A 21,983-nucleotide genomic window follows, 5' to 3' on the forward strand; every position below is an offset into this window, starting at 1 on the left:
GTCGGTTCGACCGCTGTCGATGGCGAGGGCGGTCGTTCCGAACACGTTTCGGCCGACCGCGCTTCGAGAACGCTCTCAGAGACTGAGAGCGTGTCACCCGCATTTTACGTCTGGCACTGTCAGGGTGTCGCATGGTGAACCGCCCTGCCAGAGCGTACGGCGCCCTCCTCGTCGTCGTCGCGGCCGTGGTCAGCGGAGCCATCATCGTCTCGGGGTTCGTCGCAATCGAGCTCGTCCTCGACACCGTCACCGTCTGGGGATACATGGCGGCAGTCGCCGTAATGGTCGTCTGCGCGGTCGTCAGCTGGCTGACTGACCTCCCCGGCATCCTCACGGCCGAGTTCGGCGGGTGACCCGAGGCTGCGGTGGCTCCCACCGAGGTATCGCTTCCTACTGTTCGTCGTGCAACGCTCCTGACGTCGGCACCTCACAGGGACCCAGTTCGACGGAACCCGCGTCCATCGGAGGCTCGGTGGTCGCCCCACAGACGCACGGCGGAAAGCGGTGTCAGAAGTACGCGGCTCTGACCCGCGCCAGCAGCCAGAGTACGGGTCCGAGAACGAGCAGCAGGCCAGCGAAACCCAACACGTAGTCACCTTCGAGAATGCCGCGCGCCCACCCCGCGCCGAGCCGAACGGCGAACAGACAGAGGACGGCGACGACCGCGTTGCGGAGCGAGAACGCCAGTCCCGCCGCGTCGGAATCAGCTGACGGCATCTCGTCGTTCTCCGTCCGGCTACACGAAAAGCGTTCGCCAGCTCGGAGACGCCACCAGGGGCGGAGCCGTACCGCCGACTTTTGGTGCTGGCGGACGAACCGGCGACCGATGAAACTCGTCACGGTCGCCGCGAACCTGGTCGGACTCGCCCTCCTCGCCGTGTCCGGCGTCGCCGCCCTCGCCGTCGTCGCTATGGCCGCCGTCTCCCTCCTCGACGGGCTGACGGGGGCGCGGTTCGCCGCGCTCTGGTTCACCGCCGGGCTGGCGCTCACCGCGGGGTTCTGCGGCTACGTCCTCCGGAAGTTCGCCGCGGGCAACGTCATCCCGCTGGACTACGACATCTCCGTCGCCTTCCGCGGCGGACAGGGCGGCCTCTGACGGTCGGAAGCGACAACCAGCCCGTCACTCGTCGGTGACTTTCCCGTCGCGGCGGTCGCGCTCGCGGGCGTCCGCGTCCCGCTCGGCCGGCGGTCCGTGACCACCGCCGCCGGGCGTCCGAATGGTGAGTGTCGTCCCGGCGTCGACGGCCCGCGAGACTTTCGCGGCGACGGTCTCGCCGTCGATGCGGTTCTCGCCGGTCGCACCGTCTTCGCCGCCGTTCACGCCCGCCGGCGCCGTCCGGCGGCGCTCGGTCAACAGGGACACCGTCGCGTCCGTCTGGACGGTCAGCGAGCGTTCGATGCCGAGGCCGCCGCGGTAGCGGCCGTCGCCGCCGCTGGACGGCCGGAGCGCGTACCGCTCGACGTGCAGCGGGTATTCGGCCTCCAAGGCCTCGACGGGCGTGTTGAGCGTATTTGTCATGCCGACCTGCACGCCGTCCATCCCGTCTTTCGTCGGGCGCGCGCCGAACCCGCCGCCGATGGTCTCGTAGTACGTGAACTCGCCGCGTCGGTCCCCGATAATCAGGTTGTTCATCGTCCCCTGCCCGTCGGCCGGAACTCGCTCGGGGACGGCGTCCGCGAACGCTCGCAGCGTGACGTCGGTCACCCGCTGGCTCGTCTCGACGTTGCCACCGACCACGGCCGCGGGCGGCTCCGGGTCCAGAATGGACTGCTCGGGAACGGCGACGGTTATCGGGTCGTAGCAGCCCTGATTCGGCGGTATCTCGGGGTCGGTGACCGCGCGCACGACGAAGTAGACGGCGCTCTTCGCGACCGCGCGCGGCGCGTTGAGGTTCCCCTCGACCTGGGCTGCGGTCCCGTCGAAGTCGACCGTGAGTTCGGCGCCGTCGACGGTGACCGCCGCCTGAATGGGGATGTCGTCGTCGGTGACGCCGTCGCCTTCGAGGACGTCGCGGGCCTCGTACGTGCCGTCCGGCAGCGCCTCGATTTCCGCTTCCATCCGGTCCCGGGAGTACGCGACGACGGCGTCGAACGCCCGCCGCAGGCGGTCGCCGTGTTCGGCGAGCAGTTCCCCGATCCGTTCCTCCGCGCGGTCGTTGGCCGCGCGCTGCGCTCGCAGGTCCGCCCGCCGCTCGGCCGGCGTGCGCACGTTCGCCAGAATCAGGTCGCGGACGTCCTCGTTGACCTCGCCGCCGGCCACGAGGCGGACCGCGGGCAGCCGCAACCCCTCCTCGTAGATCTCCGTCGCGCCCGAGGGCATACTCCCGGGCGCGCTGCCGCCGACGTCGGCGTGGTGGGCGCGCGAGACGGCGTACCCGACAATCTCGCCGTCGGGCGCCATCGGCGAGACGAGCGTGACGTCCGGGAGGTGCGTGCCGCCCGCGAACGGGTCGTTGACGGCGAAGACGTCCCCGGGCTCGGGGTCGCGGCCCATCACGACGTCGACCGCGTCGGGCATCGCGCCGAGGTGGACGGGGATGTGTTCGGCCTGCGCGACGAGGGCGCCGCTCGCGTCGAACAGCGCGGTCGAGCAGTCCTGTCGCTCCTTGATGTTCGGCGAGTACGCGCCCGTGATGAGGACCTGCCCCATCTCCTCGGCGACGCTCTCCAACTGGTTTCGGAGGATTTCCAGCGTCACCGGGTCGAGGTCGGCGGTCATCATGCCTCCGGTTCGGCGACGAGCGCGCCGTCGCCGCGGACGGCCACGGTCCAAGCGGGCGGCACAACCGTAGTGCTCTCGTTCTCCTCGACGACGGCCGGCCCCTGAATCGGCCGGCCGGACGCCAGGCGGGCGCGGTCGTAGACCGGCGTGTCGTAGACGCCGTCGGCGAACACGGCCTCCCGCGTCGCCTTCCGCGGGTCGCCGCCCCCATCGTAGTCGAGCGCGGGCGGCGTGCGGGCGACCGTCGCCGTGACTCGGCAGTTGACGAGGTGGACGGGGTCGTCCATCCGGTAGCCGTACGCCGACTCGTGGGCGTCCGCGAACCGCTGTGCGGCCGCCGACGGGTCGAAGGTCCCGTCCACGTCCACGGTGAGGTCGAAGCTCTGGCCCGCGTACTTGAGGTCGACCGAGCGGTCCAGCGACGCCGCCGCGCGGTCCGACACCGAATCGAGGACGTCGCCCTCCAGCTCGGTGAAGACGCGGGCGACGCGGTCGGCGTCGACGTCGGCGAGCGGCCGGCGGTGCGTCCGCACCGCGTCCTGTTTCTCGTCGGCCGCGAGCAGCCCGTACGCGGAGAGGACGCCGGACGCACGCGGGACGACGACCCGATGCATGTCGAGGCCATCCGCGAGCCGGACGGCGTGCATCGGGCCCGCGCCGCCGAACGCGACGAGCCCGAACGCCCGCGGGTCGTAGCCGCGCTCGACGGTCACCGAGCGAATCGCCCGCGTCATGCTCGCGTTCGCGACCCGGTAGACGCCGCGCGCCGCCTCGACGGCGCCGTCCAGCCCCGCTTCCGCCGCGAGGTCGGCGAGCGAGTCGTACGCCCGGGACTCGTCCAGCGAGAGCTCCCCGCCGAGGCTCGTGCTGTCCCCGATGTAGCCGAGGACGAGGTTCGCGTCCGTGACGGTCGGCTTCGAGCCGCCGCGCCCGTAGCAGGCGGGGCCGGGGTTCGCGCCGGCTGACTCTGGGCCGATGCGGAGCGCGCCGCCGGCGTCGACCCACGCAATCGACCCGCCACCCGCGCCGACGGTCTCGACGTCCACCATCGGTGTGCGAATCGGCCGGCCGTTGATTTCGGCGTCGGTCGTCCGTTCGACCGTCCCGTCCCGGATGAGGCTGACGTCGCTGGACGTCCCGCCCATGTCGAACGACACCAGGTCCGGCTGGTCGGCGGGGTCGTCGCCGGCGAGCGCGTTCGCGCCGACGACGCCCGCGGCCGGCCCCGAAAGCGTCGTCAACACCGCGTTCCGGCGGACCGTCTCGGCGTCCGTGATGCCGCCGTTGGCCTGCATGATGCGGGGCGCCGGAATCCCAGCTGCCGCGGCGCGCTCGGACAGCCGCCCCACGTAGCGGTCGATCGCCGGGCGCACGTACGCGTCCACGACTGTCGTGGACGTGCGCTCGTACTCCCGGAACTCACCCAACACCTCGTGGGAGGCCGACACCGGCACGTCGAGTTCGTCGCGCAGCAGTTCGGCCGCCGCCCGCTCGTTCTCCGGGTCGGCGTAGGCGTGCAGCAGCGAGACCGCGACCGCTTCCGCGTCGTCCCCGCGAATCGCCGCGGCGACCTCGCGCAGCTCCCGTTCGTCGACCGCCTCGCGCACCCCGTCGGGCGTGGTCCGTTCGTTGACCTCGTAGCGGCGGTGCCGCGGCACGAGCGGGTCGGGTTTCTCGGCGTCGAGGTCGTACAGCGAGGGGCGGTCCTGCCGCCCGATTTCGAGGACGTCGCGGAACCCCGCGGTCGTGACGAGCGCGGTCTTCGCGCCGTCCGCTTCGAGCAAGGCGTTGACCGAGACGGTCATGGCGTGCGAGAACTCGTCGAGGTCGCCGGGCGCGACGCCCGCCGCCGAACACGCCTTCTCGATGCCCGCCAGCACGCCGTCGCTTTGCTCGTCCGTGCTGGGCACTTTCGCCGTCACGAGGTCGTCGCCGACGAGTAACGCGACGTCGGTGAACGTGCCGCCGACGTCGACGCCGACGACCGTCGCCGTCACGCCGACCACCCCCACGGGGGCTTCGCGTCCTCGCTCCGCAACACCGTCGCGGGATTCCCGCTCATACCCACGCTACGCGATGGCGGCCTCGTATAACTAGGGACTCGCGGGGTGGTTCGACGCTCGCCGCCAGCGACCCGCTCCGCCGCGGCGACGCGGGTTTTCACGCGACTGGAACGAGGACAAACGTTTACTACGAACCCGAATGTCGTTCCGACTGTCGCCGGCCACCGAACACTTGGTTGAGCACCAGGCTACCTGTCACCACCGCACGCCTCTCTCTCGCCGGCGACGCTCTCTGCCGCCGATTCGACCGCCGAATCAGCCCCGCGAGAGCGGGTTCGAGTTACACCGGCTTAGCGAACGCGTCCCGCACCAACGGAATATTCATCCGGCCTGTTCACTAATCGTGTTCATCGACTTTGTTCACCACTCTTGTTCATTCGAGTGGGCGCGAGCGTCTGGCTCGGGGAGTCGAAACCGCCGGCTGCGAGGGCGGTTCACCGCCACTCGACCCGACGAGACGCTGGACGGGCGCGGAATTGCGGGCGGTGAGACGCAGGGGCACGTATTTCAGGGCCGATGCGAGAGTACAAACCGATGTCCCTGAACATCGGCTCGTCGCTCACGGACGGGGTTCTCCGCGTCGCGAACCGGAACGGGTTGAAACTGATTCTCGGCTACGCAGTCCTCAGTCTGGTGTGGCAGCTGACGTTCTACAGCGTGTTCGTCGCGTCGGCGGACACGACCGGGATTTCCCCACAAGAGCTGGGGCTGCCGACCATCGACGCCCCGTTCGCACTCCTCGCCGTCGGCGCGGTGGTCTCGCTGCTGGCGCTCCAGTACCTCTCGATTGTCGCGCTCCGGACGTTCGTCGGTGGCCACGCCGAGACGATTCCACGTGAATACTTCACGCGGAACGTCGGGTACGTCCTCGTCAACTCCGTGCTCGGGAGTCTCGCCTACGGCGTGCTCGTCACTGTCGGCTCGCTCCTCCTCGTCGTCCCGGGAATCATCGCGTACGTCGCGTTCCTGTTCACGCTCGTCTACGTCGCCGTCGAAGACGAGAACTTCGTCGCCGCGCTCACCGACAGCTGGACGCTCACCCGCGGCCACTGGCTGCGCCTGTTCGTCCTGATGGCGGTGTTCTCCATCGCGGTCGGCGCGGTCGCCGGCGTCGTCTCGGTCGTCGCCAACGTCGCCGTCAGCGCCGCCGCGGACCCGTCGCTCGGCACCCTCGTCTCCGGCCTCATCGCGCTGCCGCTCTCACTGCTCGGGCTCGGCGTCATCGCCGAAGCGTACACCCAGCTCCGAGCCGCGCAACCGAGCGCCGAAAAACGCTAGGCGTCCCGCACTGACGGCCGTGCCGTCGCGTCGGTCGTCGAGGCCCGCGTTACTCGACGTCGAGGTCGAACTGGTCGTGTTCGGCGGCCGCGTTCAGGACGATGCTCGTCGAGGACTCCTCGATGTCGGCGTCGGCGAGCAGCTCCTTGATGTGTTCGTTCATGTCGTCGGTGTTCTGGAACTTCCCGATGGCGATGATGTCGTAGTCGCCGGTGACCTCGTAGACGGAGACCATCTGCTTGTGCGCTCGGAGCCGGTCCGCGAGGTCGGGCAGCGACCCGCCGGCGGCCTTCAGCTGGAGGATGCCCGTGACGTCGTAGCCGAGCTTGCCGTAGTCGATGATGGGCGTGTACCCCTGGATGATGCCGTCCTCTTCGAGGTCTTCGAGGTGGTTCGAGATGGTCGTCACGGAGACGTCGAGGTCTTCTGCGAGGCTACGGAAGCTCGCGCGGCCGTCCGCGAGGAGCGCGTTGATGAGTTCGGAGTCCAGCGTCTCGTATGTCATACCCCAATCTGAACACTTGTCCAATATAGTATTACCTACTGCGAGAAGGGTATCGCACCATACAACTTTCGCGCGATAATTCGACAGGACGACAGCTGGTACGGGAAAAATTGCCACGGGTTGCAGCCCCGTGCGACCTCCGGCCGAGAGAGCAGGCGGCGTAGCTCCGTCCGAGCGTTTATTGCAGTGGGAGCGGCTATCTCACGACGACCGCCGGTGACCACCGATGGCTGACGACTCGACAGAGACGCTCCTCTCGGAGTCGCGCGCCTCCTACGAGACCCAGATTGCAACCATCGAGAGCATCGACGACAAGGCGATGCGGACGGTGCGGACGACCGTCCTGATTCTGGGGTTCCTCGTCTCCGCTGTCGGGATTGCCGGCCCCGACTCGGTGAGCAACCTCTCAGGGTTCGCCACGGTGTCCAGCGCTGTCGGCGTCGTGGGGCTGCTCGCCGCGGGCGTCTACGGCGTCGGCATCTACACCGTGACCGAGTACGAGCCGGGAGTCGGACCGAAAGAGCGAGCGCGAGCGCGGCGGCTCGACGCCGAACCTCCCCGACGACGAGGGCTAATTGTACCTGCTGGAGAGTAACGATTAAAGTCTTGTGTGGACGGGCGTTACAGACGACTGTATGACGCAGAACGGCGACGACTCGGTCCGCATCGAGAAGGGGTCGTCGCGGACCCGGCGGCTGTTCGCCAAACTGGGCATCGAGTCCGCGCGCCACCGCCGCGAGCGCGAACAGTCCGGCAGCAAGTCGTAACCGCGAACCCTTCCGGACTGCTCACCGGCCAGCGGGGCGGGGAATCCGTCGGCCGGCTCCCCGAACCCAGAGTCTTAACATTGTTACACGGATAGGTGAGCGCATGGCCGACGAGAAGCCGACCTACGAGTTCAAGGACCGCGACGTCTACATCCTCCGCGAACTCGCGAAAGACCCCAGCGTCTCCTCCCGGGACCTCGCGGACGTCCTCGAAGCCGAGTACGGCATCGACGTCTCCTACGTCACCGTCAACGAGTCCATCCGGAACATGCGCGAGGCGGGCGTGTTCCGCGAGGCGATCATGCCCAACGAGGAGTATTTCGTGTTCGAGCTGTTCGAGTTCAAGTTCAACCCCGAATACTTCGCGGAGACGTGGCGGGAGACGATGGAGCACATCCGCGACGACGAGCACACGCTGATGTACTTCCTCTCGGACGGCGAGTACCAGTGGAAGTCCATCATGCTGTTCCCCACGCGCGAGCACGGCGAGCGCTGGCTCCACGAGTTCTACAAGAACCACGGGAAGACGGTGTTGAACGTGCGCACGAGCGTGATGACGAACGTCCTCGAGTTCGGCGCCAGCCCCGACCTCTTCGACCACCTCGACGTCGCCGACGAGCGGGGGTTCTGAGGCGACGGCCCCGGGCTACTCTTCGGCGGGCAGCGAGCCGTACTCCTCCTCGAAGCGCTCGACGAGGCGCTGCTTGTTGAACTTCCCCGTGGACGTCTTCGGCACCTCGTCGACGAACTCGAAGCGGTCTGGCAGCCACCACTTCGGGAACTCTTCGAGCAGGTACTCGCGGAGTTCCTCGGCGGTCACGCCGTCGGTCGTGGCGACGTACGCGACGGGCCGCTCCTGCCACTTCTCGTGGGCGACGCCGATGACGCTGGCCTCTTCGACGCCGTCGTGGCCGATGAGCGCGTTCTCCAGCTCGATGCTGGAGATCCACTCGCCGCCGCTCTTGATGACGTCGTCGAGGCGGTCCACGATGTCGAGGAAGCCGTACTCGTCGACGGTGGCGACGTCGCCGCTGCGGAAGTAGCCGTCTTCCGTCCACGACGTCTCGGTGGCGTCCGGGCGCTGGTAGTATTCGCCGGCGAGCCACGGCGCCCGCGCCTGCACCTCGCCGGGCGTCTCGCCGTCGTGGGGGACCGGCTCACCGCCCTCGTCGCGGAGGCGAATCTGGACGCCGGGCGCGGGGACGCCCGCTTTCATGCGGAGGCGGTCCTGTTCTTCTTCCGGGAGGTCCCGGACTTCCGAGGTCATCAGGGTGTTCGCGAGGTGCGGGGACGCCTCCGTCATGCCGTACCCCTGGCTGATGGGCGCGTCGTATACTTCGTCGTACTTCCGGATGAGCGACGCCGGCGGGGAACTGCCGCCGATGAGCACGTCGGTCAGCGACGACAGCGACTCCGGGCCGAGGTCGTCGCTCTCCTCGATGATGCGGTCGACCTCCATCCAGACGGTCGGGACGGCCGCCGCAATCGTCACGGCCTCGTCCCGGACGATAGAGAGGAGTTCGTCGGGGTCGGTGTGCTGGCCGGGGAGCACGATGTTCGCGCCCGTGAACGTCGTCGTGTACGGCAACCCCCAGCCGTTGACGTGGAACATCGGCACGACCGGCATCACGGTGTCGGTCTCGCTGATGCCGAACACGTCGACGTGGCTGTGCATCAGGGTGTGCAGGAACTGCCCGCGGTGGGTGTACTGGACGCCCTTCGGCAGACCGGTGGTGCCGGACGTGTAACAGAGCGCGCTCTCGGTGTCCTCGTCGATTTCGGGCCAGTCGTAGTCGGTGTCGTACCCCTCGATGAACGACTCGTAGTCGGTCACCGCCTCCAGCGACGTGTCGGGCACGTCGCCGGCGTCCCCGAGGACCACGTACTGCTCGACGGTGTCGAGGTCGCCCGCAATCGGTTCCAGCGTCTCCACGAACTGCGGGTCGACGAACATCAGTCGGTCGGCGGCCTCCTCGATGATTTCGACGAGGTGGTGTTCGGGGAGGCGGTGGTTGACCATGTGGATGCTGCGCGCGCTACACGACGGCCCGAAGTAGAGTTCGAAGTGCCGGAAGTGGTTGACCGCCATGACGCCCGCGCGCTCGCCCGGCTCCAGGCCGTAGTCGTCGAGGGCGTGTGCGAGCTGGCTGATGCGCTCGTAGGCGTCGCCGTACGTGTACCGGTGCGTGCTGCCGTCGGGGAGCGCGGTGACGATCTCCTTGTGGTCGAAGAGGTCGCGGGCGCGCTCGAGGAGCTTCGTGATCGTGAGGTCGTACTCCATGGTCATGCTATGTCACCTCGTGGCGTGAACTGATAGAACACCCTGTCCTGGTCGGTCGGGCCGTCGACGTCGACGACCTGCAGCTCCACCGGGTCACCGATGGCGAGGTCGTCGTACTCCGCGCCGTCGATGCGCGCGGACAACTGCACGTCGACGCCGTCGAGGTCCACGACGCCCGTGACGAACGGCGTGTCCATCCCGAGTGGGCCGCTGCCCCGGACGGCGCCGAACGCGAACAGCTCGCCCTCGTGGGGCAGCAAGACGTACGCGAGGTCGTCGCTCGTGCACTCCGGGCACATCACGCGCGGCGGGAAGTGCAGTTCGCCGCAGTCCCGGCACTCCGTCGTGGACAGCGACCCCTCGCGCAGGCGGTCGTAGAACTCGTGGATTCTGGTGTGTTCGGCGTCCTGCAGGTCGTAGAAGTCCAGCAGGCGCGGCAACTCGATGGTGTCCGGCACCGAGACGGTCGTCCGCGGCGGTCCACCGGTTCCACTGTGAGTGTCGTCGTCAGTCATTGTGGGTCCCTCGCGAGCGTCATCACGCTGTGCACGCTACCGCTGCCGCTGAGGTTGTGGATGAGGCCGGTCTCCGGGCTGTCCGGCACCTGTCGCGCGGCCTCCACCTCGCCCGCGAACTGCTTGTACACTTCCAGCGCCTGCGAGACGCCGGTCGCGCCCAGCGGGTGCCCGCAGCCCAGCAGGCCGCCCCGGGGATTCACGGCGATGTCGCCGTCGAGTTCGCTGCGGCCGTCCGCCACGAACTGGCCGCCCTCGCCCTTCTCGACCCACCCGAGGTCCTCGTACTCGATGATTTCGCTGATGGAGAAGCAGTCGTGAATCTCGGCGACGTCCAACTCCTTCACGGGGTCGTCGATGCCCGCCTGCTCGTAGGCCTCCTCGGCGGCGACGGTGGCCTGCGGCCACGCCGACATCGACGGGAGGTTGTTGATGGAGTTGCTCGCCATGCAGGACTGCCCGCTGCCCGTGACGTACGCGGCGGTGTCCGTGACCTCGCGGGCCTTCTCCTCGCTCATCAGGACCAGCGCCGCCGCGCCGTCCGTGATGCCGCTGCAGTCCAGCAGGCACAGCGGCGGCGCGACCGGGTACGACTCCAGCACGTCGTCGACGCTGACCTCCTGCTGGAACTGCGCGTACGGGTTGTTCGCGGCGTGGCGCTTGTTCTTCGCGCTGACCGCCGCCAGCTGTTCGCGCGTCGTGCCGTACTCGTGCATGTGCCGCTGGGCGAACATCGAGAAGAACGAGGGCGCGTTCAGGCCGTTCACGCCGTCGAACTCGCGGTCGAGGACGTTCGTCATCCCGGACTGGGTCTCCTCGACGTAGTCGTCGCCGAGGTTCATCTTCTCGACGCCGAGCACGAGCGCGGTGTCTAACTGGCCGCTGGCGATGGCGAGCCACGCGTACCGCAGCGCCGCCTGCCCGCTGGCGCACGCCAGCTCGGTGCGGGAAATCATCTTCGTCACGTCGATGCCGAGCAGTTCGGCGGCCAGCGGCGCGACGTGGCTCTGGAACGCGAACCGCTCGGGCTGGACCGCGCCGACGAACAACCCCTCGACGTCGTCGGGCGTGACGCCGTCCACGTCGTCGAAGGCGGCTTTGCCGGCTTCCTGCGCGAGGTCCTTCCACGTCGCCTCGCGCTTCCCCCAGTCGGCGTGGCCGCCGCCGACAATTGCGGCGGTCCCGGTCATCGCTCGAACTCCGGCTCCCGGTCGTCCCGGAACGCCGTCACGCCCTCGACCATGTCGTCGGTCGTCGTCAGCAGGCCGAACCCCTGACTCTCGACGTCCAGCCCGGTGTCGAGGCTGGCGTCCTGTCCGTCGTCGATGACGCGCTTGGCGACCTTCAGCGCGGTCTTCGGGCCGTTCGCGAGGTCGTCGACGAACTCCGCGACCGCGTCGTCGAACTCCTCGGCGGGGACGGCGCGGTTGAGCAGGCCCCAGTCGGCGGCGCGCTCGGCGGAGATCTGCTCGCCGCGGAAGACGAGTTCCTTCGCGCGGCCCTCGCCGACGATGCGGGTGAGCCGCTGGGTGCCGCCGCCGCCGGGAATCAGCCCGAGGTTGATTTCGGGCGCGCCCAGCGAGGAGTCCTCGGTGGCGACGCGGAGGTCGCAGGCGAGCGCGATTTCGAAGCCCGCGCCCAGACAGAAGCCGTCGATGCGCGCGAGCGTCGGGCGCTCGAACTCGTCGATGGCGCGAATCGTCTCGTCGACGTCCATCAGCTCGGTCGGCTCCGACGTCATGAAGCCGGTGATGTCCGCGCCGGAGCTGAACGCGTCCTCGCCCGCGCCGGAGAACACGACGCAGGAGACCTCGTCGGGGTCGGCGTTCGCGAGCGCCTGCTCGACCTCGCCGAACATCGTCTCGGAGAAGGCGTTGAGGCGCTCCGGGCGGTCGAACTCGATTTCGAGGACGCCGCGGTCGTCCAGCGACTTGTTGAGGTACTGGTAGGGGCCGTCGCCGCGGTAGTCGTGGAACCCCTCGCCGGCGTCGACGCCGGTCTTGCCGTCGTCGACCAGTTCCACGAGGTAGTCCGCGGGCGCGAACCGGTCGGCGCCGGTCTCCTCGTGGAGGGTTTCGAGCTTGTCGAGGACGGCGTCGAGGCCGAGCTGGTCGCCGAGCCGGCAGACGCCCTCGGGGAAGCGCGCGCCGAGCCGGCTCCCGAGGTCGATGTCGTCGGGCGTCGCGACGTCGTTGCCGACGAGGCGGGCGGCCTCGTTGACCATGCGTGCTTCCACGCGGAGCGTGTCGAAGCCCTCGCCGTCGCCGGGCTCGTAGTCGGGGCCGTCGGCCTCCCAGTCGTAGAACCCCCGGCCGGTCTTCTTCCCGAGGTCGTCGGCTTCGACCTTCTCGGCGATGGTCGGCGGGGAGTCGAGGTCGGTGTCCTCGCGGAAGTGGTAGGCGATGTCGATGCCGGTGTAGTCGGCGAGCTCGAACGGCCCCATCGGGTAGCCGCGCTGGTAGACCATCGCGGCGTCGGCCTGCTGGACGGTGGCGTCGCCGTCCGCGAGCATCCACGCGCCCTCCTCGATGAACGGCAACATCACGTTGTTCACGATGAAGCCGTGGACGTCGCGCTTGACGTCGATGGCGCGCTTCCCGAGGTCGGCGACGAACGCGTGGGCGGCGTCCAGCGTCGCTTGGCTGGTCTGCTCGCCGTGGACGACCTCCACGAGGTCCATCTTCACGGGCGGGTTGAAGAAGTGCGTGCCGACGACCTGCTCGGGGCGGTCGGTCGCGGCGCCGATTTTCGTGATGCTCAGCCCGGAGGTGTTCGACGCGAGAATCGCGTGCTCGGGCGCGTGGTCGTCGACCTCGGCGAACGTGTCGCGCTTCAACTCGAGGTTCTCGGGGATGGCCTCGACGACGAGGTCGGCGTCGGCGACGGCGGCCGCGAGGTCGGTCTCGCCGGTCATTCGCGCTCGCACTTCGTCGGCGGAGTCGTCGAGTTTCCCCTTCTCTTCGAGCTTCCCGAGGCTCCACTCGACTTCTTCGAGGCCGTCGGCGACGAGTTCCTCCTCGATGTCCCGCACCACGACGTCGTAGCCCGCGATGGCTGCGAGTTCGGCGATGCCGTGGCCCATGCTCCCCGCGCCGAGCACGGTCACGTTCTCTATGTCACGTTCTACCATCACTACCACACAACGTTTCCATGCTACTTAAACTATTGGCTACTGTGTTTGCGTTAATTTCCATATTTCTTAACTAGCTGTGGTCGGGGCGGGCGAGGTAGTCGGCTGCGCCGCGTCGCGGCGCGCCGCCCGGGACGCCGACCGGGGCCGGCCGCGGCGAGCCGTCACTCGATGGGGAACTGGAGGTCCGCAGCCTGCTCGGTCTGCGGGTAGACGAGGCGCTGCTCGCCGTTCCACCACTGCGCGCTCGCCGCCGAGAGCTGGCCCTGCTCGGGCATCCCGTACTCGTCGAACGAGAAGTCGCCGATGACCGTCTGGAAGTCGGTCTCGTCCAGCGACGACCGCACCGTCTCCGGGTCCGCGTTCTCCGCGGCCGCCAGCGCCTGCTCGGTGGTCTGCGCGAGGTTGTAGCCGACCCCGACCATCACGCGCGGCGTCTCGCCGTCGTTGCGCTCGGCGTACGCGTCAAGCAGCTCCTCGTTCCCGTTCCCGGTCATCCCCGGCGCCCAGCCCGGACACATCGTGACGTAGTTGCCCGACTCGCCGAGCGCCGACCACCACGCCTGCGGGTCCGCGGCGCGCACGAACTCGACGAACTCCGGCGTGTAGCCGGAGTTGTTCAGCTGGTTCATCGCGGTGATGCCGTCCGGCGGCTGCGGGCTCGCCACCAGCGCCTCGACGCCCGCGTCCTCGGTCTGCGAGATGAGCGTCGAGAAGTCCTCGTTGCCCGGGTTGTACGTCTCCCGCATCGCCACGTCGTAGCCCGCCTCCGAGAGCTTCTCGTCCCACGCCTGCGCCATCTCGGCGCCCCACCCGGAGTTCTCCTCCCAGATGCCGACGACCTCCGGGCGGTCGGCCTCCGGGACGAGTTCGAGTATCCCGGTGGTCGCTCGCGTGACGTCCCGCGTCTTCGGGAACGGCGTGTACGTCCACTCTTTGTCCCCCGAGACCAGCGGCTCCTCGTAACAGGTCGCGACCGCGAGGAACGGCAGCCCCTGATTCTCCGCGTACGCCGACCCCGCCATGACCAGCGGGCTGGAGAAGCTCCCCCACACCAGGTCGACGTCGTTGTTGCTCGTGATCTGTTGGAGCTGCTGTCGGAGGACCGCCGGGTCGCTCTCGTCGTCCCTGACGACGAGTTCGACCTCCCGGTCGAGGTTGCCGCGCTCGTTGAGCTTCTCCACGCCGAGCTCGTAGCCGGCGAGCATCTCGTTGCCGACCGAGGACAGCCGTCCGGTCTCCGGGACGGCCGCCGCGATCGTGATGGCTTCCGAGCTACCGCTGCCGCCGCCGAACGCCGTGCAGCCGGCGAGACCGCTGAGACCGACGGCGCCGGCGACGCCGGTGGCTTTGAGGTACGACCGCCGACTGTGCTCACTGTCAAACATACCCATACTACCCACCAAGTCGAACACTGTGTTAAACTTTGCCGTCAAATTAGCGTTTTCTGTGAGGTTAAATCAAAATTTGCGTGGATGATGTTCACCAGGGGCGGTAGGTCGGCGCCGCGTGGCTCGCCGACTGGCGTCCCGCCACCGAATCGCGCGTCTCCGAATCCCCGAGAACTCGGAGCCGCATTTATCACACTCCCCGCCGAACTCCGCTGTATGTACGACCGAATACTCCTCTCGACCGACGGCACCGTCGCGTCCGAACAGGCGGAAGCGCACGCGCTCGACCTCGCGGCCGCACACGACGCCGTCCTGCACGCGCTCTACGTCGTCGACGAGGACGTCGTGAACGCGTACAGCGGCGACGAGTACGTAGACGAAGCCGAAGGCCCCGAACACGGCCTCGAAGAACTCGGCGAGGAGACCCTCTCGGACCTCCGGCAGCGAGCGGCGGACGCCGACGTCGACGTCGAAACGGCGATGCGACACGGCCACCCCGCCGAGACCATCGTGGCGTACGCCGACGACCACGACGCGGACCTGCTCGTCCTCGGCACCAAGCGCCGCCCCGAGGAGTACCGCGCCCTGCTCGGGAGCGTCACCGACCGCGTCCTCCGGCTGACCACGCGCCCGGCGACCGTCGTGAAGACGGAAGTCAGCGAGTAGCGGACACCGCCAGTTTCGGCTGTTCGGCCGAGGGAGTTACGGACCTCGACCACACCGCAGGCCCGTGGGAGCGGGTGCAGCGGGGCCGCAGTGGCCACAGCGTACTTCTGGCTGCGAGACGAACGCGCTCCTATCGGTATGAGTGAGCGCTCGCGCCGCGAGTTTCTCCGCGCGACCGGCGGGGCTGTCGCGCCGACCGGCCTCGCGCTGAGCGGGGCCTCCCAGCGGGCGGAACGCGCCGAGTGGACCGTCGTCGAGACGCCGACGCAGCGAACGCTCCACGACGCCGCCCACACCACCACCGGCGCGTTCGCGGTCGGCAGCAACGGGCTCGTCCTCGAACGCGACGACGGCTGGTCGGTCGTGACCGACGCCGGCCCGACGGGGAACGGGAACAACCTCTCGTCGGCGGCGACCACGACGGACGGCCGGCGACTGTGGATGGCGGGCGCGAGCGGCGTCGTCGGCGAATACGACCCGGAGGCGGACGCGCTCACGTCGCGGAGCGCGCCGGACGGCGTGACGAACACGTTCACGGACGTCGCCGTGACCGGGGCAGCGGGGGACGCGACCGTCTATCTCGCCGACTCCTCGGGGCAGATTCACCGGTCCGAGGCGAACGGCCGCGAGGGGACGTGGACGCACACGACGCCCGGGAGCGGCGCCGAAATCGCGGCGATTTCGGTGGTCGGCGCGGCCGGCGTCGTCGTCGACCAGAACGGCTCGCTCTTCGAGACGACCGACGGCGAGACGTGGACCAGCGTCGACGCGCCCGCCTTCGACGAGACGCTGCACGACGTCGAACTGCGTGCGTCCGGAACGGTCGTGCTCGCGGGAGCGGCCGGGACGGTCGCGATTGGGGCCGGTGGCGAATGGGAGCAGGAGTCCGCGGCGAACAACGCGCTCTACGACGTCGAGGTCGGCGACTGCGGCTGCGTGCACGCCGTCGGCGCGAGCGGGACCGTCCTGCACCGGCGCGGCCACGGCACGCCGCCGCTGCGCACGCTCGCGCGAGCGTTCGACTGGTGGACCCGAGCGTCGCCCACCGGGGAATCCCTCAACGCGATTGCGCTCGCCGACCCACACGTCGCCGTCGGTGCCAGCGGCACCGTCCTCGAACGCGAGCACTAGGCGGTAGGAGTCGGGTTTTCGGACCATCCGTGGTTCGAGGGCGTTCGAGCCGGCGACGGATGATAGATTGGTGAGTGGGTGAGAGCGAGCCGTCGCGTGGCGTGAACTTATCAGGCTACCTCGCCATCCGCCAGTATGGGTCACCACATCCTCGTGCCGGTCGACGGGTCGCCGCAGTCGGAGGCGGCGCTCGAATACGTGCTGGACAGCTACGCGGACGCCGAAGTGACGATTCTCCACGTCGTCGACCCGGCGAGCCCGTTCGGGTACGGCGACGACGAGAGCTTCGACTTCGAGAGCTACCAAGCGGAGGGGAAGCGGCGGCGCGAGCGCGCGACAGAGCTGCTCGAAGAGTACGCCGACCTCGCCGGCGAGCGCGGCGTCGCGTTCGACACCAGACTCGAAACCGGGAAGCCGGCCGTCGAGATACTCGAAGCGGCCGACGACGAGGATGTCGACCTCATCGTCATGGGGAGCCGCGGCCGCTCCGGCGTCGGCCGCGTGCTGTTCGGCAGCGTCGCCGAAACCGTCACGCGCCGCGCCACCGTCCCGGTCACCATCTTCAAGCAGCGCGACGACGAGCGGTAGCCCCGGCTACCGCTCGTCGGGGTCTGCGGCCATCACGGGGTCGGCGATGACCAGCGCCATCCCGAAGACGAAGAGCCCGTAGCCCGCGATGCCGGCTGCAATCGATTCGTGGAGCAGGGCGATTGTGCTTCCGGCGCTGATTCCACCGCCGACCATCCCGAGCTTCCGGGCGTCGCCGTCGCGCATGGCTCGGAGTTTCGCGAGGTCGTCGAGCACGAGCGCCGCCGTCGCCCCGTAGACGAACGGAATCGCGACGAGAATCCCGACGCTCCCGTCGCGGGCGACGACTGCCACCGCCATCGCTGCGAGACCGACAGCCGCCGAGAGGACGTACCGAATCGACCGACGCATAGTGACTGTTCGTTCATACTTCACTTTACTGTCCGGGTCGCGTGGCAATCCGTGCAGGAGCGTCTCGCGGGCGGACTCGCGCCGGCTCGAAGCAGAACGTGCGGTAAATTGACGTTTGAGTGCGGCGTACGGCCGCCGTGGCGAAGCCCTCGATTCCAGCCCTCGCAGTGGTCGCGCTCGTCGTCCTCTCGGGGTGTACGGCGTTGACCGAACCAGCGGCCGAGGCGACGGGCCAGCACAGTTTCGTCGTGGAGAACGGACACGCCGAAGCGAAGAACGTCACCGCGACAATCGACGTCCGCGGCGAGGGACCCGTCGTCGACGAAACCCGGCGACTCGCGCCCGGCGAACAGTGGGTCGTCGCGACGCTGAACGCGTCCGCGCTGCCGGACGGCTACACGATGCGCGCTTCGACATCGGAAGCGTCCGTGAGCCACGAAACGCCGACCGGGAGTCCGGGCGCGACAGTTATCGCCATCGGCGACGGACTCGTTTCGACGTGCTACGGCAACGCCACCTGCTACGACGAAACGGCGTGACGGCAGCGAATAGCTCGCTGTCCTCGCCGTTCGGACGCGGCACTGGTCAAGTGAAGTTGAGACGCCCGGCATCGCCCGCTCGTGTGTACGATAGGTGCGTTCACAGGGTTATCTCTATAGTTCGGTGCTTACGGCCGGTCATTCGGCTGATTTTGAATCGATTCGTTCACACGGGATTTCCGATTTCGTGTGTACGTATCGGAAGTTGGCTCTCTTGACGTGGAACACCGAGGGGAGGAATGTGGAGGAAACGAAAATCACACAACTACATCATAGGACTGACCGGCTGGACGACAGCAATTATTAGTGCTCTTGACGTTATTTGAGATATATGTCCGATGAGCACACCCCTCCACAACCTAATCTTGAATCATTCCATTGTCCTCATTGTAATGTGTATGCAAGACAGTATTCTGGTAGCCTCTTTTGGATAAATACGGACGAGGGTGATGTCATGGAAGGACAATTTAATAGCTGGAAGTTAGACAAGTCAGTCACAGAATACTTATCATCATACACAATCAAATATTGTGAGAACTGTGAGGAATTTACTATGTGGAGAGGACAGAGGCTCATCTATCCCTCCTCTGTTTCTGCTCCAGAGCCTGTCGAGGATATGCCTTCGGATGTAGAATCGGATTTCAGAGAGGCAAGGCAAATTGTTGACGACTCTCCAAAGGCATCTGCTGCTCTTCTGAGATTAGCGATGGAAAAGCTAACTGAAGAGTTACTTGAGAGTAGCGAAGGAGGTCTCTACGATAATATTGGGGCACTTGTAGAGGAAGGCCTGATTGGAGAACGGATACAAAAAGCGCTAGACTCGGTACGTGTAACCGGCAACGACTACGTCCATGCAGGTGAAATATATGAACCAGATGATAGAGATACTGCCCTGCGACTATTCGACCTCGTGAATATTATTGTTGAAGTAACAATAACTCGGGAGAAAATGATTGAGGAAGCATATTCAGAGATTCCAGACAATAAGAAGGAAGGAATCGAAAACCGCGATGGTGGCTCCTGATAAACATTCTACCGAGGAGTACGGTGTGTTTTGGTGGCTTAGCCACTCTGTCGGTCCTTAGCGTTCGGCGTGGTACCAGTCCGACACGCTCGCGGTGTCTCTCCTTAAATCAGAATCGAGACCCACCACAATACTGATAGAACTACCACCGGAAGATACCAGAAATCGAGAGGGTTTTTCGCCGAGGATTCGAGTTCTGAGGCGCGGTGCGTGGAGGGTGCTCGAAATTTTTTTTTTTTCGCGCGCCTTGCAGGGCGGTTCGGGTCCGCTGTCGCGGAGCGGTGGGGAGTGTTTTGGATTGGTGGCCTTAGCCACACCAGTAGGTCGCGCTACGTCGTGCCGCGCGCTGTCGCGGGCAGACACACGCGGAGACAGTCCCACGACGACTGAGAACTCTGCAGACGGCCGTAGTCCCGATTCAGAATCGCGTCCCGGATGCGGGCTCCGCGAGTTTAGCGCGTCGCGGCGTGAGACTCGGCGACAGGATATATCAACGGCTCCCCCGCATCGCTCTGTATGGACTGGGGACTGCGAATTCGGAAGGACGTTCCGTCGTGGGTGGTGACGCTGGTGCTGCTCGTCGCCATCCTGCTGATCGCCGGGCTACAGCACTTCGGCGTCATCTGAGCGCGGCGGCGGGCACGTGATGCAGCGTGAGAACGGTCGCGGCCATATTTATCCGCCGCGGTGAATCACTGCAGTGTGGTCCCCGAGACAACAGCCTCACTGTCCCGCCGACAAGTGCTGGGTGCTAGCGGTGCCGTCCTCGCTGCGACGCTGGGCGCGCGCTTCCTCCCCCAGTCCACGGGCGACGACACCACGCGCGTCGAGTGGCCGATGAGTCAGCGCGACCCCGGCGCGACCGGCTACGCGCCCACCTCCAGCGGACCGGTTACGGACGCAACGATTCGGTGGAAGCGGCCGCTCGACACCGGCTTTGCCGCCTACTCGGTTCCCTCCCCGGTCGTCGCTGGCGGCGTCGTCTACGCCATCGGACAGGAACTGCTCGCCGTCGACGCCGACAGCGGCGACGTCCGCTTCCGCCGCCCGTACGCCGCCGGCGTCGCGCCGGCCGTCGAACGCGCACGAGCGTACCGCACGCCCACCGTTGCTATTCACAATGCGGGCGGTGTGACGGCGCTGCACGGCCACGGCGGCCACGAGGTCGGTGGCCGGTCAGTCGCCGCGACCCGGTGGACGGCTCCCCACGGCCGAGACGACGACCTGTTCGACCGCGGTGGGACGGGCGTCCCACCGGTCGCCGCCGACGGAACCGTGCTCGCGTACGCCGACAGCTCACTCACCGCGTTCGACGCGAGCAGCGGGCGCGTCCGATGGCGTGAGGCGACCGCTTTCACGCGGCCCGCGGTCCGCGACGGGGTCGCGTACGTCGGCGTCGGACCCGGGTACGCACTCGGCGCAATCGACCTCGAAACCGGGAGCGTAGAGCGGTTCGAGCTCGCAGACGGCTTCGTGCGCGCGGTGACGGCGACTGAGACGGGACTGGTCGTCGGGACCGACGACGCGCTGCTCGGCGTCGCCTTCGACGGGTCCGTCGACTGGCGGTTCGACGACGACGCGTACCGCGGCTGGGGGGATACCCGCGTCGCGGTCGCGGACGGCACCGCGTACACGGGCATCGATACGGCCGACAGTTCGTCACTCGTCGCGATCGACACCGCGGACGGGTCGCTGGAGTGGGAGTCATCGCTCAGCGTCGAGCACGCCGACAGTTTCAGGCCGCCCGCGGTCACCGACGACGTGGTGTACGTGCCGACTAACGGCGGGCCGCTCGTCGGCGTCGAGCGGGCGACCGGCGACCTCGCTTGGCAGTTCCAGGACGGAGAAACGAGGTCGTGGTCGGCGGTCGCGCTCGCGAACGACGCGCTGTACGCGGTGTCGGACGACTTCCTGTACGCGCTGGAGGAACCATGACGGAGCGCGAGACCGACGTGGACGACGACGCGGCCGCCGAGCCGGTCACGACCGGGAGCCTGTTCGCGGCCGCCGCTCACCGGCTCCGCCGCGACCCGAGGGTCGTCGGCGCGTTCCTCGTGGTCGGCGTGCTCGCTGCCGTCGTCGACGTTGTGCGGCGAGGCGACCCGGTTCCGACCGCGTCGTTCGTCGGCGTGCAGGAGGGGACAGTGTCGCTCCGGTTCGGCCTGCTCGTCGACGTCGTCTTCCGGCATCCGACGCCCGTGACGGCGCTGCCCGAACTCCGGCCGCGATGGTTCGCGTGGACGGTCGGCCTCGAACTCCTGCGGGGCGGCGCGCTGGTCGTCGCGAGCGTCTACGCGTACGCCCGACTGCTCGACGAGCCGGCGACCGTCGGGTCGGTGGCCCGCTACGCGGTCGTCGCGTTCGCGTTCGCGCTGGTCGGCGTCAGCGCCGACGTCGGGCTGGTGCTCGGGCTGCCGCTCGGCGTCCTCGTCGTGTATCTGCTCGTTCGGTTCGCGCCGGTGTCGGGGCTGCTCGCGACTGGGGCGTCGATTCCGGGCGCGTTCCGAGCCGGCTGGCGGTCGACCGGCGGCCACGGCTGGACGCTGTTCGGCGTCGTGCTCGTCGTCGGGCTGTCGAATCACCTCCTCGGGAGCGTCCCGCTCGTCGGTCCGGTCGGCAGCAGTCTCGCCGCTGTCGTCCACGTCGCCGTCATCGCGGTCTTCCTCGACCGAACGCGCGCGGACGAACGTGGTCGGTGACAGCTGGCTCGACCAAGTAGCGTGCTCGCGGCGCGGCCCGGACAGCGGTCCACGACTCGGGCGTGCGGAAGTAGACGCGCGAAGCCGATTGCGAATCCGCGTAGAGTGTGTGACTGCGAGTGCTCGACAGTCCTCATACTCGGTGTGTCGTTCGGTTCCCCGTGCGCAATCGATTAACGCCAATCTGAACCCACGGAATACCGGCAATACATTCCGGCTGTTGGGGCGGTTTCCAGAATAACGCGCCGCCATCACCCGATTTCCCTCACTTCACGCACGGTCCCCCGGGAGGAAGCGGCAAATTATGAGGGGAACGGGGAGCAACCGAAAGTT

23 protein-coding genes are annotated in these 21,983 nt (G+C 67.7%); 13 read left to right on the forward strand and 10 right to left on the reverse strand.

Annotated features, from left to right (window positions below; genetic code table 11):
- The first annotated feature begins 131 nt into the window (after positions 1–131).
- Positions 132–353 (forward strand): hypothetical protein, encoded by a 222-nt coding sequence (locus tag ABSL23_RS00620; RefSeq protein WP_059058389.1) that lies wholly within the window; start codon positions 132–134, stop codon positions 351–353.
- 154 nt (positions 354–507) lie between these two features.
- Here the strand turns inward: ABSL23_RS00620 and ABSL23_RS00625 are convergent, their stop codons facing one another.
- A complete protein-coding gene (locus tag ABSL23_RS00625) occupies positions 508–717 on the reverse strand; it encodes a hypothetical protein (RefSeq protein ID WP_353633261.1) in 210 nt (69 codons plus the stop codon).
- A gap of 109 nt (positions 718–826) precedes the next feature.
- Between ABSL23_RS00625 and ABSL23_RS00630 the strand changes: the two genes are divergently transcribed.
- Positions 827–1,096 carry a hypothetical protein gene (locus ABSL23_RS00630; RefSeq protein WP_353633262.1) on the forward strand — a complete coding sequence of 90 codons (270 nt, stop codon included), beginning with the start codon at positions 827–829 and terminating at the stop codon, positions 1,094–1,096.
- 24 nt (positions 1,097–1,120) lie between these two features.
- On the opposite strand, the gene ABSL23_RS00635 is transcribed toward ABSL23_RS00630, so the two are convergent.
- Together ABSL23_RS00635 and ABSL23_RS00640 are read right to left on the reverse strand one after the other, a co-directional pair.
- On the reverse strand, positions 1,121–2,722 hold the full coding sequence (locus ABSL23_RS00635) for a hydantoinase B/oxoprolinase family protein (protein ID WP_353633263.1): 1,602 nt from the start codon (positions 2,720–2,722) through the stop codon (positions 1,121–1,123).
- Entirely contained in the window at positions 2,719–4,734 is a 2,016-nt protein-coding gene (locus ABSL23_RS00640; RefSeq protein WP_353633264.1) for a hydantoinase/oxoprolinase family protein, read from the reverse strand. The genes ABSL23_RS00635 and ABSL23_RS00640 overlap by 4 nt, the downstream gene beginning before the upstream one ends.
- A gap of 585 nt (positions 4,735–5,319) precedes the next feature.
- On the opposite strand from ABSL23_RS00640, the gene ABSL23_RS00645 reads away from it, so the two are divergent.
- Complete coding sequence (locus ABSL23_RS00645; protein ID WP_353633265.1) at positions 5,320–6,063, forward strand: hypothetical protein; 744 nt, start codon at positions 5,320–5,322, stop codon at positions 6,061–6,063.
- Between the two features lie 49 nt (positions 6,064–6,112).
- Here ABSL23_RS00645 and lrp read toward each other — a convergent pair whose 3' ends face one another.
- Complete coding sequence (gene lrp, locus ABSL23_RS00650; RefSeq protein WP_353633266.1) at positions 6,113–6,568, reverse strand: HTH-type transcriptional regulator Lrp; 456 nt, start codon at positions 6,566–6,568, stop codon at positions 6,113–6,115.
- Between the two features lie 226 nt (positions 6,569–6,794).
- Between lrp and ABSL23_RS00655 the strand changes: the two genes are divergently transcribed.
- The 3 genes from ABSL23_RS00655 to ABSL23_RS00665 all read left to right on the forward strand — a co-directional run bounded on the left by ABSL23_RS00655 (position 6,795) and on the right by ABSL23_RS00665 (position 7,966).
- Positions 6,795–7,163: a hypothetical protein gene (locus ABSL23_RS00655; protein WP_353633267.1), complete on the forward strand. Its 369-nt coding sequence runs from the start codon at positions 6,795–6,797 to the stop codon at positions 7,161–7,163.
- A 40-nt stretch (positions 7,164–7,203) separates the two neighbouring features.
- Positions 7,204–7,335 (forward strand): hypothetical protein, encoded by a 132-nt coding sequence (locus tag ABSL23_RS00660; RefSeq protein WP_353633268.1) that lies wholly within the window; start codon positions 7,204–7,206, stop codon positions 7,333–7,335.
- 103 nt (positions 7,336–7,438) lie between these two features.
- Entirely contained in the window at positions 7,439–7,966 is a 528-nt protein-coding gene (locus ABSL23_RS00665) for a winged helix-turn-helix domain-containing protein (protein WP_353633269.1), read from the forward strand.
- A gap of 15 nt (positions 7,967–7,981) precedes the next feature.
- On the opposite strand, the gene ABSL23_RS00670 is transcribed toward ABSL23_RS00665, so the two are convergent.
- From ABSL23_RS00670 to ABSL23_RS00690, 5 genes are all read right to left on the reverse strand, one after another.
- Positions 7,982–9,616 carry a long-chain fatty acid--CoA ligase gene (locus ABSL23_RS00670; RefSeq protein ID WP_353633375.1) on the reverse strand — a complete coding sequence of 545 codons (1,635 nt, stop codon included), beginning with the start codon at positions 9,614–9,616 and terminating at the stop codon, positions 7,982–7,984.
- Between the two features lie 2 nt (positions 9,617–9,618).
- A complete protein-coding gene (locus tag ABSL23_RS00675; RefSeq protein WP_353633270.1) occupies positions 9,619–10,131 on the reverse strand; it encodes a zinc ribbon domain-containing protein in 513 nt (170 codons plus the stop codon).
- A complete protein-coding gene (locus ABSL23_RS00680) occupies positions 10,128–11,321 on the reverse strand; it encodes a 3-ketoacyl-CoA thiolase (protein WP_353633271.1) in 1,194 nt (397 codons plus the stop codon). Before ABSL23_RS00680 ends, ABSL23_RS00675 begins: the two co-directional genes overlap by 4 nt.
- The gene (locus tag ABSL23_RS00685) at positions 11,318–13,261 is read right to left on the reverse strand and encodes a 3-hydroxyacyl-CoA dehydrogenase NAD-binding domain-containing protein (RefSeq protein ID WP_353633272.1); all 1,944 of its coding nucleotides are present in this window, start codon (positions 13,259–13,261) and stop codon (positions 11,318–11,320) included. The genes ABSL23_RS00680 and ABSL23_RS00685 overlap by 4 nt, the downstream gene beginning before the upstream one ends.
- Before the next feature lie 164 nt (positions 13,262–13,425).
- Positions 13,426–14,649 (reverse strand): amino acid ABC transporter substrate-binding protein, encoded by a 1,224-nt coding sequence (locus ABSL23_RS00690; RefSeq protein WP_353633273.1) that lies wholly within the window; start codon positions 14,647–14,649, stop codon positions 13,426–13,428.
- Positions 14,650–14,868: 219 nt separating this feature from the next.
- Here ABSL23_RS00690 and ABSL23_RS00695 point away from each other — a divergent pair, with 219 nt between their 5' ends.
- The 3 genes from ABSL23_RS00695 to ABSL23_RS00705 all read left to right on the forward strand — a co-directional run bounded on the left by ABSL23_RS00695 (position 14,869) and on the right by ABSL23_RS00705 (position 17,037).
- On the forward strand, positions 14,869–15,318 hold the full coding sequence (locus ABSL23_RS00695; protein ID WP_353633274.1) for a universal stress protein: 450 nt from the start codon (positions 14,869–14,871) through the stop codon (positions 15,316–15,318).
- A gap of 138 nt (positions 15,319–15,456) precedes the next feature.
- The gene (locus ABSL23_RS00700; RefSeq protein ID WP_353633275.1) at positions 15,457–16,449 is read left to right on the forward strand and encodes a hypothetical protein; all 993 of its coding nucleotides are present in this window, start codon (positions 15,457–15,459) and stop codon (positions 16,447–16,449) included.
- A gap of 135 nt (positions 16,450–16,584) precedes the next feature.
- Complete coding sequence (locus tag ABSL23_RS00705) at positions 16,585–17,037, forward strand: universal stress protein (protein ID WP_353633276.1); 453 nt, start codon at positions 16,585–16,587, stop codon at positions 17,035–17,037.
- Positions 17,038–17,043: 6 nt separating this feature from the next.
- Here the strand turns inward: ABSL23_RS00705 and ABSL23_RS00710 are convergent, their stop codons facing one another.
- On the reverse strand, positions 17,044–17,388 hold the full coding sequence (locus ABSL23_RS00710) for a hypothetical protein (RefSeq protein ID WP_353633277.1): 345 nt from the start codon (positions 17,386–17,388) through the stop codon (positions 17,044–17,046).
- Positions 17,389–17,525: 137 nt separating this feature from the next.
- Between ABSL23_RS00710 and ABSL23_RS00715 the strand changes: the two genes are divergently transcribed.
- The 4 genes from ABSL23_RS00715 to ABSL23_RS00730 all read left to right on the forward strand — a co-directional run bounded on the left by ABSL23_RS00715 (position 17,526) and on the right by ABSL23_RS00730 (position 21,650).
- Entirely contained in the window at positions 17,526–17,927 is a 402-nt protein-coding gene (locus tag ABSL23_RS00715) for a hypothetical protein (RefSeq protein WP_353633278.1), read from the forward strand.
- 331 nt (positions 17,928–18,258) lie between these two features.
- On the forward strand, positions 18,259–18,951 hold the full coding sequence (locus ABSL23_RS00720) for a DUF4145 domain-containing protein (RefSeq protein WP_353633279.1): 693 nt from the start codon (positions 18,259–18,261) through the stop codon (positions 18,949–18,951).
- Positions 18,952–19,653: 702 nt separating this feature from the next.
- Entirely contained in the window at positions 19,654–20,886 is a 1,233-nt protein-coding gene (locus tag ABSL23_RS00725) for a PQQ-binding-like beta-propeller repeat protein (protein ID WP_353633280.1), read from the forward strand.
- On the forward strand, positions 20,883–21,650 hold the full coding sequence (locus ABSL23_RS00730; protein WP_353633281.1) for a hypothetical protein: 768 nt from the start codon (positions 20,883–20,885) through the stop codon (positions 21,648–21,650). The genes ABSL23_RS00725 and ABSL23_RS00730 overlap by 4 nt, the downstream gene beginning before the upstream one ends.
- Positions 21,651–21,983 lie beyond the last annotated feature (333 nt).

Origin of the sequence: Halobacterium sp. NMX12-1 (assembly GCF_040435975.1) — an archaeon.
Lineage (GTDB): Archaea > Halobacteriota > Halobacteria > Halobacteriales > Halobacteriaceae > Halobacterium > Halobacterium hubeiense.